This window comes from Methanolacinia petrolearia DSM 11571, assembly GCF_000147875.1.
GTDB classification, from domain to species: domain Archaea; phylum Halobacteriota; class Methanomicrobia; order Methanomicrobiales; family Methanomicrobiaceae; genus Methanolacinia; species Methanolacinia petrolearia.
Genome location: NC_014507.1, coordinates 2,112,623 through 2,124,467 on the forward strand (window position 1 = coordinate 2,112,623; position 11,845 = coordinate 2,124,467).

At 47.1% G+C, this 11,845-nt stretch carries 14 protein-coding genes; 6 read left to right on the forward strand and 8 right to left on the reverse strand.

Annotation, left to right across the window (positions count from 1 at the left end; all coding sequences use genetic code 11):
* The first annotated feature begins 8 nt into the window (after positions 1–8).
* The 5 genes from MPET_RS10605 to ndk all read left to right on the forward strand — a co-directional run bounded on the left by MPET_RS10605 (position 9) and on the right by ndk (position 3,460).
* The gene (locus tag MPET_RS10605) at positions 9–2,009 is read left to right on the forward strand and encodes a DUF2298 domain-containing protein (RefSeq protein WP_263640451.1); all 2,001 of its coding nucleotides are present in this window, start codon (positions 9–11) and stop codon (positions 2,007–2,009) included.
* Between the two features lie 214 nt (positions 2,010–2,223).
* The gene (gene rpl7ae, locus MPET_RS10610) at positions 2,224–2,592 is read left to right on the forward strand and encodes a 50S ribosomal protein L7Ae (RefSeq protein WP_013330029.1); all 369 of its coding nucleotides are present in this window, start codon (positions 2,224–2,226) and stop codon (positions 2,590–2,592) included.
* Between the two features lie 11 nt (positions 2,593–2,603).
* The gene (locus MPET_RS10615; protein ID WP_013330030.1) at positions 2,604–2,810 is read left to right on the forward strand and encodes a 30S ribosomal protein S28e; all 207 of its coding nucleotides are present in this window, start codon (positions 2,604–2,606) and stop codon (positions 2,808–2,810) included.
* 2 nt (positions 2,811–2,812) lie between these two features.
* On the forward strand, positions 2,813–3,004 hold the full coding sequence (locus MPET_RS10620; protein ID WP_013330031.1) for a 50S ribosomal protein L24e: 192 nt from the start codon (positions 2,813–2,815) through the stop codon (positions 3,002–3,004).
* Positions 3,005–3,010: 6 nt separating this feature from the next.
* Entirely contained in the window at positions 3,011–3,460 is a 450-nt protein-coding gene (gene ndk, locus MPET_RS10625; RefSeq protein ID WP_013330032.1) for a nucleoside-diphosphate kinase, read from the forward strand.
* A 388-nt stretch (positions 3,461–3,848) separates the two neighbouring features.
* Here the strand turns inward: ndk and MPET_RS10630 are convergent, their stop codons facing one another.
* The 5 genes from MPET_RS10630 to MPET_RS10650 all read right to left on the reverse strand — a co-directional run bounded on the left by MPET_RS10630 (position 3,849) and on the right by MPET_RS10650 (position 7,739).
* On the reverse strand, positions 3,849–5,309 hold the full coding sequence (locus MPET_RS10630) for a TrkH family potassium uptake protein (protein WP_013330033.1): 1,461 nt from the start codon (positions 5,307–5,309) through the stop codon (positions 3,849–3,851).
* Positions 5,310–5,815: 506 nt separating this feature from the next.
* Complete coding sequence (locus MPET_RS10635; protein WP_013330034.1) at positions 5,816–6,196, reverse strand: desulfoferrodoxin; 381 nt, start codon at positions 6,194–6,196, stop codon at positions 5,816–5,818.
* A 16-nt stretch (positions 6,197–6,212) separates the two neighbouring features.
* Complete coding sequence (locus tag MPET_RS10640) at positions 6,213–7,397, reverse strand: FprA family A-type flavoprotein (protein WP_013330035.1); 1,185 nt, start codon at positions 7,395–7,397, stop codon at positions 6,213–6,215.
* An 11-nt stretch (positions 7,398–7,408) separates the two neighbouring features.
* The gene (locus MPET_RS10645) at positions 7,409–7,570 is read right to left on the reverse strand and encodes a rubredoxin (RefSeq protein ID WP_013330036.1); all 162 of its coding nucleotides are present in this window, start codon (positions 7,568–7,570) and stop codon (positions 7,409–7,411) included.
* Positions 7,571–7,574: 4 nt separating this feature from the next.
* Positions 7,575–7,739 carry a rubredoxin gene (locus MPET_RS10650; RefSeq protein WP_013330037.1) on the reverse strand — a complete coding sequence of 55 codons (165 nt, stop codon included), beginning with the start codon at positions 7,737–7,739 and terminating at the stop codon, positions 7,575–7,577.
* Between the two features lie 144 nt (positions 7,740–7,883).
* Between MPET_RS10650 and MPET_RS10655 the strand changes: the two genes are divergently transcribed.
* The gene (locus tag MPET_RS10655) at positions 7,884–8,099 is read left to right on the forward strand and encodes a hypothetical protein (protein WP_013330038.1); all 216 of its coding nucleotides are present in this window, start codon (positions 7,884–7,886) and stop codon (positions 8,097–8,099) included.
* A 284-nt stretch (positions 8,100–8,383) separates the two neighbouring features.
* Here the strand turns inward: MPET_RS10655 and MPET_RS10660 are convergent, their stop codons facing one another.
* The 3 genes from MPET_RS10660 to MPET_RS10670 are packed head-to-tail and all read right to left on the reverse strand — an operon-like array spanning position 8,384 to position 11,704.
* Complete coding sequence (locus MPET_RS10660) at positions 8,384–10,402, reverse strand: DEAD/DEAH box helicase (RefSeq protein ID WP_013330039.1); 2,019 nt, start codon at positions 10,400–10,402, stop codon at positions 8,384–8,386.
* Positions 10,399–11,208: a DUF7839 domain-containing protein gene (locus MPET_RS10665; protein ID WP_013330040.1), complete on the reverse strand. Its 810-nt coding sequence runs from the start codon at positions 11,206–11,208 to the stop codon at positions 10,399–10,401. The genes MPET_RS10660 and MPET_RS10665 overlap by 4 nt, the downstream gene beginning before the upstream one ends.
* Complete coding sequence (locus MPET_RS10670) at positions 11,189–11,704, reverse strand: ArsR family transcriptional regulator (RefSeq protein ID WP_013330041.1); 516 nt, start codon at positions 11,702–11,704, stop codon at positions 11,189–11,191. The genes MPET_RS10665 and MPET_RS10670 overlap by 20 nt, the downstream gene beginning before the upstream one ends.
* Between the last annotated feature and the right edge of the window lie 141 nt (positions 11,705–11,845).

Sequence of the window (11,845 nt, forward strand, 5' to 3'; positions counted from 1 at the left end):
CAGCCGTAATAATCTGGGTTTTGATCCTGAAGTTCATCCAGTTATCCATCTTTCCTGCTGTAAAGAAGGGATTCGGGGATTACGGCTACGGTGTATCATATCCGGTATCACTGCTTTTCTTTGGAATAATCTCATGGTACTGCGGGCTTACAGGGATTCCTATTTATTTTTCACTCATTCCTTTCATCATACTGGCACTGTTCTATCTTAAAGCGGGGGAATACCGGCCTGAAAATTTCGGCGAGTGGAAGCAATGGGATCTTCTCTTTATAATTCTCTTCATATTCATGCTTGAGGTAAGATTCCTGAACCCGTCCATATCATATGCGGAGAAGTTCATGGACCATGCCTTCCTCGCTTCGATCATAAACAACCCGGTCATCCCACCACTTGATCCCTGGTATTCAGGAGGAGACCTGAACATGTATTATTACATGGGCCACTGGATGATGGGTGCGCTCGGGTACATAGCAGGAATAAAATCTACGATCGTCTTCAACCTGGTGCTTCCGACTGTATTTGCCAATACCGGAATTGCCCTTTACGCATCAGGCAAACTTTTACTAAAGAAATACCAGTGGCTCCCCGTTGTAATCCTCTTCCTCGTAAATCCTGCATTCATATGGTACGCATTAAACCTCCAGGGGTTCAGCTCCGTCATGTGGGACAGCACAAGGACGATTGAGAATGCAATAACGGAGTACCCCTTATTCTCAATGCTATGGGGAGATCCGCATGCGCATGTGATATCGTTTTTCAATCAGGCACTCCTGATTTTCATCCTTGTATATGCATACGTCAAATGGAACGAGACAAGCGAGACAGGCAGGAAGAAACTGATTCTTGCAGGAGCACTGAGTCTCGGAACGATGCCCCTGATAAATACATGGGATATCCTCCTCTATGCACCGCTGACACTCGTATTTGCAGGACTCACCTGGATTAAATCAATGAAGGAAGATTGCGCTTCAGGTGCATGGAGGCTTTTCTTCATTATGCCCATATATGCGGTTCTTTTCTACCTCCCATATTACTTCATGCTCAATTCAGCGGGAGTGGAAGGACTCGGGTTTGTTCATACTCCAACCGAACCGCTCCCGTTCCTTCTGGTATACGGCATATTTCTTCTTGTCTTTTATGCCGAATGCATCAAAGATCTCAGGAAGAGACCGTATCTCCTCCTGATACTGGTCCCGTTCATCCTGACCGGGTATACAGGTGCAGGGCTTGTTCTCCTCCCGGCATTCTGCCTGCTTCTTCGAAGGACACTGCTCCCGGAAGAGATCCTTTCAGCTGCCGGACTCCTGATAATAATGCTGACCGAGATCATCTATCTCGTCGACAATATGGGGGACGTCTACTTCCGGATGAATACCGTCTTCAAGTTCTCTCTTGTTGCATGGTTCCTGATGGGAACGGGGGGAGCAATATTTGTCGGGAAATGGATTTCAGGCAGGGCGAAAGAAGAAAAACCGACCGGGCAGGCAGATCCTGAAAAACTTAGAAAACGGAACATCGCGCTCCTTGTTGCGTTACTGATAGCTTTCTCAATTCCCGTCATGCTCCCGGACCTCAATTATGGCTACGGGGGAAAGACCCTCGACGGGATGGCATGGCTGGAAAACTCCCATCCGTATGATTACGATGCGATTTCATACATCAGGGAGAATACGGAGGATCTGGATTCGGCTGTAATACTTGAGGCTGAGGGAGGAGATTATACATACTATTCCAGGGTCTCGTCGATGACAGGAATACCTGCGGTTATCGGACAGCCCTTCCATGAACAGATGTGGAGGGGATACGACTCGGATGTAGGGTACAGGATGCAGGACGTCAGGCTGATATATGAAGATCCTGATGATTTTGACCGTTTAACTAAGAAATATAATATTACTCACATCTATGTCGGGGATTCCGAGAACGAGACATACGATGTGAACCTGCCGGTAGAAAATCTGAGCATTTATTATCAAAATGAAAATGTTACGATCTACAGCATTCCATAAAAACAAGCGTGAACAAAATTTATCTGCCCTTTTTTTTCTTTTCCCACCCGTCCGGTGCCGGACGGAAAATCAAAATTCGAAAACCTTTATCCATCCACATGACTAAATAATATAGCTACATCGTAAACTGATGAGTGATGAAGGAGTAACTCAACACATATTCCGGAAAGGTCATTCCGCCTGTTCCGGCTCTTGCTCCTGAATGAGGTGAGTTATGTCAAAAGTATACGTAAAATTTGAAGTTCCAGATGAGATCCAGAACAAAGCTCTCGAAGTTCTCGAGATTTCAAGGGACACCGGAAAGATCAAAAAAGGATCGAACGAAGTAACAAAAGCTGTTGAAAGAGGAGTCGCCCAGCTCGTCCTTATCGGCGGAGACGTCGAACCTGAGGAGATTGTAATGCACATCCCGGCACTCTGCGACGAGAAGCAGTGTGCATATGTTATTATCAACCAGCAGAACGATGTCGGAGCAGCAAGCGGTCTTGACGTAGGATCGGCAGCAGCCGCAATCGTCAAACCCGGAAAGGCAAAAGAACTCCTTGACGAAGTTGTCGGACAGATCTCCGAACTCAGGCAGTGAGGTGAATACCGATGGCAGATGCAACGCCTGCGGAAGTTATTGAGGTAATAGGATCAACGGGCATGCATGGGGAGGCCCAGCAGGTCAAGTGCCGAATCCTCGATGGCTCCAACAAGGGAAGGATAATTACAAGGAACACCGTAGGACCTATCCGCGAAGGTGACGTGCTCATGCTCCTGGAAACAGAGCGTGAGGCCAAGAAACTCTCGAGGCGCTGAAAATGGTGGACACATATACCTGCACATTCTGCGGGGAGAAGATCGAGCCCGGAACAGGAAAGATGTTCGTCAGGAAGGACGGCACAGTCTTCTATTTCTGCAGTTCCAAGTGCCAGAGCAACTACCGCCTCGGCAGGGTTCCGCGCCGCGTAGAATGGACGGAAGCAGGACGCAAGGCTCTCGGGAAGGAGTGATCTGTAATGGATCGCACCTTTCTTATGGTTAAACCCGACGGTGTCCAGAGAGGACTTATTGGTGAGATCGTCGCCCGCTTAGAGAATAAAGGTCTCAAGATTGTCGCGGCTAAGTTCGAAAAACTCCCTGAAGAACGTGTCATGGAGCACTACGCTGAACATGTCGAAAAACCGTTCTTCCCGGGACTCAAATCATACATAACAAGCGGACCGTGCTTCCTTATGGTATGGGAAGGAAAGAACGTAGTCTCGATAACAAGGCAGATGATCGGCGCGACAAATCCGGCCGAAGCCGTACCCGGTACAATCCGCGGCGACTACGCGCTTGAGATCGGAATGAACGTAATTCACGGCTCCGACTCCACCGAAACCGCAGAGAGAGAGATCTCGATTCACTTCAAACCCGAGGAGATCTCAGGATACGAGAGAATCGACGAGAAATTCCTCTACGAATAATTTTTTCTTGTTTTCACTTTTTTCCTTAATCGCTATTTAAAACCCTAATCAAACCTAGATTTTCCAGAGTTCATTTCGGGCATAGGCCCCTTGCCCCTTCGGGGCAGCCCTCTGCTTAATTCGCTACGCGAATTTGCGCAATCGCGATAACCCGGCCTGGACGCTACCCATCCGGGTAGCCTCGGCCGGGAAGAAAAAACTTTCATGAATATAAACCGGTGACCGAAGGTCGCCCAAGGTTTCGAAAGGGCATCAGCCCTTCGATGAGCAAAAGGGGACGCTTGCCCGCCCCCTTTGCGACCTATCGCAATGAGGGAGAGGGTCATAGGTAGGGGGAATCTTCCCCCTACCTATATCTTACTTTAAAGGAAACGCCCTCACTAAAAAATTACTTCTCAAAGCCCCTTATCAGGCCCATGAAGAATACGATCACCGGCAGAACCTCAAGCCTGCCTATCCACATCACGAAGATAAAGACAACCTTGCTGAAAGGCGTCAGATCACTGTTGACAAAACCGGTGCTTATACCGTTGTTGCACGTCGCAGAGACGATCTCGAATATTACATTGCTCGTGTCGACCATCGGGGATTCAAAATGCATGATGATTATTGCCGAAAAGAAGACCACGATGAAATAGAGAAGTATTATCAGCATATTGCGGGAGACTTCAGCCTCAGCCTCGGCTTTCGGGACGATCCTGCCGCTGTACCTGAACGGCACTACAGCCTTGCCGCTTACGAATATCCTCTTAAACCACCAGACTATACCCCTGTATGCAAGAGCCACCCTTGATAATTTTATACCACCAGCCGTACTTCCCGATGAACCGCCGATAAACAGCAGGAAAACCAGGAAGAGAACCGAAACAGGCGCCCAGGTATCAGGAGAAGATACCTGAAAACCTGTACTTGTGACTCCCGCGACTGCCATGAATATACCCTGCCGGACAGCATCGATACTCTCAAGGCCGTTAAAGAGAATCAAATCCGATGTTATCACAATAAATCCCAAAATAACCAGGAAGAACAGTATCCATGGCTGTTCATCATGATAAAAGCTCAGCTTTCTCTTGTAATACGAGAGATAATAAATCTTGAACGGAAGAGCACCCGCTATCATAACCGGGATAATCAGCATCTCCAGAAGCGGATTGTTATAGTAGGGAATCCCGGCAGTGTGAACGGAAAATCCTCCAGTCGCAATCGCTACCATCGCAATATTCACAGCATCCCATATGGAGACCCCCGAGATCAGGATCAGAAGAACAGAGACAAAGGTGAGGATAAGATAGATCTTCCACATATTGAGACCCTGCTCGACTATGCTCGGCATGAAGGCCTCCGAACGGCCCTCCGAACGGTAGAATCTCGAAGGATTCATCCCCGTCCTTGAAAGCATTACAATAGTGAACGCCACAATACCTAGACCACCAAGCCACTGCATAAGGGAGCGCCAGAAGAGGAGAGTATGCGGGACTGCATCAACGTCTGCAATCATCGTAAGGCCGGTATCAGTCCAGCCCGACATCGCCTCAAAAACTGCATCCAGATACGGCATCCCAAGGCCCAGAGTAAAAGGAACCGCACCCACAAGAGCACAGACCATCCATATGAGAGCTACAGAAAACAGTGCCTGGCTGAGTTTCGCCTCACGCTTGTTTTCCGGGAACTGAAGCATGAGAGTGCCGAGCAGGAAAAGGATCAACGGCACCATTGCCATAGGAATAATCATATTCCATTCCCCGTAAATCAGCGCAACGATTATAGGGATACATGTTCCGATGGATATGAACCGGAAAACATTCCCGAGATCGTCAGCAATTATGGAGAATTGCGCAAGGCGATTCATTGCAATACCTAAGGTATACTCAAATCCGTAATATCCTTTTTGATTTCAGGATCAATTTTACTGAATAAAAAAAAGGCTCTTCGCTATTTCATGCATATAAATAATTTCAGGACAGAAAACAATTACCCGTAAATGTTTCGCATTTTCTAATCCTCACACTCATTAAGATATTGCACACATGGCACTGTTGTGTTGCTTACAGATTTTGCAACCCAAACACCGGCGACCAAGGCGCCGGACGGCCCCCTGCCCAGGGGCCTTGCCCTAAGATAGTTCTCTCACGGCACGCTCAGGGGACCGGCAAGGGTCCCCTAAGCTGTTGAATTTGTTCTGATTCCATGTTCCGTACACGCCATGAGTTTACCGCGTCTCTCCGTTCAGGGGATACTCGTCTATCCCCGGAACTGTTATCACCACAGAGAGGCCCCCGCGGCGAGGGGTTGCCTGCGATGTACTGATGATATCAGGATACAAAAATTTCAGGATCAAAAACCCCTGAAAAAAAGTTATTTGCCGTTCGACCAGAACTCATGAATATTGCAGTACTCAAATGCCTTTACATTGGTATTTGAGATCGGGAACTCTGCAACAGGTTCATCACCGGGCTTCAGGCACTTTGCCATAAACTTATCCCCGTCGACCACCGCGATCCATTCGATATGATGCTCTTCCGTCATCGGGTGGATAATCGAGCCGACCGTCACCTTAATTCCGCCTGCGGACTTTTCAATGATCGGAACATGCTTTTCGTTCTTGAAGTCAGCGGTTTTAGCCTCAAGAAGACGCATATCCTGATCACAGCATACAAGCTTTCCCTCTCCAGAGCTTGTAATCATAATTACCTTCCCGCATTTGTCGCATTTGTATAGTACTGGCATTCCTGTCATTTTACATACCTCCTTATCAAACGATTTTCTCGTCCTTATGCTTCTTTAAGATTTCGTCTGCAAGATCTTCAAGGGATTTATAGACATCCTCAGAAGGAAGTCCCTTGATATATACAGGTTCGAACATCTCGGCTTCAAGCTTGTTCATAATATTTGCGAGATCCTTTAAGGTCTTCCCGCCCCATCCGTATGAACCAATTATACCAACAAATTTGGCTTTCGGTTTAATGATATTGGCAATAAACGCAATGTTTGCGATCCTCGGGTGGGGGCCCGTCAGCACCGTAGGAGTGGCGATGATGATGGTTGCCGCATCGACAAGATCCATTGCAAGCTGACCTGTATCGGCTCTCCCGACATCATAGGGCCTTACACCGACATTACGCCTGATCAGTGCTTCGGTGAGATACATCACCATTTTCTTCGTACTCCCGTGCATCGAGATATACGGAATTATTACCTTGTTTTTCAGATCGCCGGTACACCATTCCGTGTAAAGATCAAGAATATAGGCGGGATCATCGTAGCAGGGACCATGGCTCGGGGCGATAAACGAGATCTCGTAACCGGAAAGGCGCTCGATGTACTCCGTGACCTTGGACCTGAAAGGCATCATGATCTCTGCGAAATAACGCTTCGCAAGAAGAGTATGACGGCACTTCTCCGAGACAAAGAGATCGCTGCATGCATAATGGGCCCCGAAAAGATCGCAGGAGAAAAGGACTTTGTCCTCGCGGACATACGTCATCATCGTATCAGGCCAGTGGACCCATGGTGTAATCATGAACTCCAGAGTCTTGTCTCCAAGTGACAATGTATCCCCGTCTTCAACAACCTGGATCCTGAATTTCGGGATCTGGTGAAGAACCTCCAGGAGATCCGCACCTCTCGCGGACGTTATGATCTTAACTCCCGGGAACAGCTCAAGGAAGACCATGAGCGCACCGGAATGGTCCTGTTCAGTATGATTGACGATTATATAATCAATTCCGTCAAGTTCTGAACGAGCAAGATTTGTTATGAACTCCTCCTCGAATTCAGCATCCACTGTATCTATCAGTGCAGTCTTCTCGCTGCCTTTCACAAGATATGAACTGTATGTCGTTCCTTCGGGCAGAGGCACTAATTCATCGAAAACCTGCCTGTCCCAGTCTATAACGCCGACAGAATAAATTCCTTCCTTGATCTCTCTTACTGCCATATTAATTCACTTTAATCTATTTTGAAAAACGCAGATTTTGCCGCCCCGCAGACCGGACATTTCCAGTCGGCGGGAACTTCGGAAAAATCCGTATCCCTGTCTACACCTACATCTCCTTTCTTTGGATCATATACATGTCCGCAGACTGAACATTTCATTTTGACGTCAGCCATTCCTTTAAATCTCCATGGCTACAAACATATTCTTTTTCGCGCCACACCGGGGGCATACCCACGTATCGGGGAGATCTTCAAACGCTGTTCCCTTTGAAATTCCCGATTCGTGGTCACCAACCTCAGGGTTATATACATATCCGCATTTTTTGCATTTCCAAACTTTCATCGTTATTCTCCTCTTTAATAGCGGTCATTTCCTGACCGTAATCAGGATAATCATTTGGAGAGAATAAATATCTTTGTGATGGGAACAGTTTCATGGAGAATTTAACCAAAATTAGTAAATACATCACAGGAGGAAAGAAGGTACATGGCATCACCGGTACTGGCAGTAATACTGTCTTTTTTCATACCCGGACTCGGGCAGTTTTATACAGGACAATTCTTAAAAGCACTTGTATTGTTCATTCTTGCAGTAATCTTAGGATTTCTCTCATTAATGACCTTCGGAATAATCATCCTATACCTGATAATATGGATCTACAGTATGTATGATGCATACAAATCCGCCCAGGAACAGGGATAAAACAGACTAAAATTTTTTCAGGAGTTTATACCGCGTACATCCACTCCCAAAGACAGCACAGAATTCGGGCCGGTCGAAAACGCTCACTACACAATCAAAAACTTACCACATCTCCCGTTCAGGGGATACTCGTCTATCCCCTGAGCGGTTTATCACCACAGAGAGGCCCCGGGGTCGGGGCCGGTCCGCGGCGAGGGGGCGCCAACAATACGCCTAATAAATTAGTAGAGAAAAAAGACATCCGATTATTTCCGGACACAAAAGAAAAATCCACACAAAAAAAGTTATTTTTGATTCTTTTCAGGTTCATCACATTCGATCTCGGCAAGGATCTCCAGCGGGTCGTCCGAAACCGTTATGAGCGAGAGGATCTTGTCATACGTATTTAGTCCGATGAAATGCTCTGCCATAACCCTGGCGGCAGGGGACATAACGACTTTTTTGCCGTCTACCTTAATGATATTCCTTTTCTTTAGTACAGGCAGGATATCGATTATCTCTCCAACCATCGATGCACAGATCCGCTCAAGATTGTCAATTTCCCCTCCGCATACAACAGAATTCGCAACAAATTCCTCGGAGGATTCTTCGTCGTTGTATACGGGAGACACCTCCTCCATCTCTCCTTTCAGAAGATTTATGGCAACCTCTTCCTCCGTCAGTTTCGAGTCGCGCGAATATGTTGCACCCGGCTCGGCAAGAACAACTACCTTACCCATATCATGAAAATCGGGTCTCCCTGCACGGCCCATCATCTGGGAAAACTCCTGGACCTTCAGCCATTCTATTCCCATTGCAAGCGAGTCGAATATCACCTGGGATGCAGGAAAGTCCACACCGGCTGCAAGAGCCGCCGTGGTCACCACAGCCGAAAGCTCGCCCTTCTCGAATTTTGTCTCGACCTCGCGCCTCTCTTTTGCAGTCAGACCTGCATGATATGCAGCAGCCTTTCCTTCGCCTATTGCATCGGCAATATCATGGCAGCGCGAGCGGGAGAACGTAAAGACGATTGTCTGCCCGCGGAAACCCTTCGAGGACTTAGTCTTGTATTCGGTCGACACCATTCTTTTGATGAGCTTTATCTTCTCTCCCCTGTTGACGAATATCAGGTGCCTTTCAAGGGGAACCGGACGCTCCATGTACTCGACAAGACTTGAGTTGAGTTTTTCTGCAAGCAGGTGCGGGAACCCTATGGTTGCACTGAGATAGAGGAACTGGGCATGTGGAGCGACGAACTTCAGCCTCGATATAAGGCCGTCAAGCCTGTGCCCTCTTTCGGGCTCCTCAAGGTTCTGGACTTCGTCTATAACCACCGTCCCGATCTTTCCGAGGGTCCTGCCGCACCTGAGCATATAATCCACACCCTCGTATGTCCCGACAATTATCGCAGAGTCCATGCTGCGGTTCGCTTTCACACGTGTCTCGGGAATGTTGAGCCTCGAAACCCCGGTCTTCAGCGAGACATCAAGAAATCCGTATTTTTTCGTGAAGCGTGAGTACTTCTGGTTGGCAAGAGCCACAAGCGGAACGAGAAAGAGAGTATTCCCCCTGTTCTCCAGAAAATTCTTCACGCCTGCCATCTCGCCGATGAAAGTCTTTCCGCTCGCAGTAGCAGCCACGATAAGCTGATCCTTTCCTTCCAGCAGTCCGGCTTCAACCGACAGCTGCTGGACCGGCATCAGGTGCTCGACACCGCAATGCTCTTTAAAACGTTTGGGAAGAGGCAGGTCCTTTATCGCACAAGTTTTCCTTATCTCGTGCGCCTCGAGCCTGTCGAACAGAGTCTTCGAAATGTCGAGGCGATCGGGCTGGACCATTCCGAGGACCCTGTTTAAGTCCATATACAGTTCAAGAAGCTTTTCAAGATGAGCGGACGAGAGCGTACCGGTTCCGCCGAGATACCCCAGCTCCCTCCGAAGTTCCTTCTTTGCACAGTCCAGGCAGATCTTCTCTCTGCCATATCTAACAGAATTCTTATTCTTCAGCGGAGTGATCCTGTCTTCGATAAGGCATGTCCGGCAGGCGTTTAAATATTTGAAGGAGATCTGAAGATCGGATAAAAAAGATTCAAAATTCTTATCGCCGACAGTCAGGTAGATCTTCGATCTTCTGAGCGCCGAGATCAACTCTTTTGAAGGGATATTTTTATACTGCCGCTTTTCAACAGGTTTATATTTGTAATTCTTCGGCCGGAATCCTTTTCCTGTCCTGACAATCTCAACTATACCTGATCCTGCAACCAGATTCCGGTCGTAAAAAAAGATCTTATATGATCCTCTCTGGGGATTTACGACAAGTCTCATGAGGATACGAAATCGTACATTTTGTATGCCAGTTCTGAAGTTTCTATCCTCTTAAGAAAGTCCGTAAACTCCTCATCAACAATAACTATTGCACATTCGAGGCCATGAAACGCAGCATCGATTACAGCGTCGCCGGCACCGAAGAATGCGTCAGCCTTAAATCCCGCTTTTCCCACGGCGATATACGATTCAATCCCTACAACACCAATAAAACCGGCATCGTTAAGCACTTCTTTCAATCCTTCATATGATACCGAGTCCGACCCGCCTCTCTGGATCCGCGGGATCTTGCATATGTGAACAGTGCCTTTCTTCAGGTCGATTATCCCTTTTACATCTATAACGCCCACATCGGCGCCTTTCACCGCATTGTTCTCTGCAGTACCGACCGCGGACTGATCGCTATGGGACGCATACAGAAGGCCCTCTCTCATAAAGAGACCGACAGAATCTCCCTTCTTTATTTCACAATCGGCAATCGCAGTCCATACGGAGACCTGCTGAATTATATCACGTGTTACATGCTTTGCATAGGACTGCAATGCCTCTGCATTGGCTAAGACCCACTCGACTCCTTTATACGTGATCTTGTAGCTGCCCCTGCCCTGTGAATATACCATACCATCATCAACAAGATCACGGATATAGTCAGAGACCGCCTGCGGTGTTATGCCAAGCTTTTCAGCAATCTCCTGCTGCCGTACAGACGGCTGGTTCTCTGCAATATCCACAAGAATCTGAAATTTTGTAGATTCTCTCTTGCTTCTCAGTATGATATATAACGGATCATTCTCCAGGTTTTTCAACGAATACCAGCCCCTGTCCCTTTACATCGAGGTTCGGAAGGCGCTTTGCGAGCCCCTTAATAAAGACCGGACTGACATTATGATTTCTTGCCAGATCATTTAATGACTTGTTGCCTCCGCGAACTTCTTTTTCAATTACATCTACAATATCTCTCAACTTCTCATCAGTCGATACCGACGCATGGATCAGATCACCGAGGTCGTCCATTGTACACTGAAAGTTCGCCCTGAACCTGCTGTATGTTGTCTTATATTCTTTCTGCGGCTTATCTCCCGGCTTGGGCATCCGCCACTGTTCTTCTATGAGGTTTCCTTTTTTCAGCAGTGCAAGACAACCGGTAACCTGCTCAGGTTCGATATCCTCAGAAAGCTCTATTTCTGTCATCCAGTTTTTACTGAGCCTGTCATATATCATCTTATACTCAGGGTTATTGAATGTTATCAGAAGAGGAACGAGATCAATTGGATCGTTTACGATTCTTATATGTCCTGTCAAAGCAAAAACCCATTTAATTATTAGTCATATAAAAAAATAAAACTTGTTTATAAAAAAATGGTACAGGACATATATGAAAAACCAGAAAAAAATGACATTTTCATTAGATTTATCCGTTTTGAGGGTTTAAATCATCATATA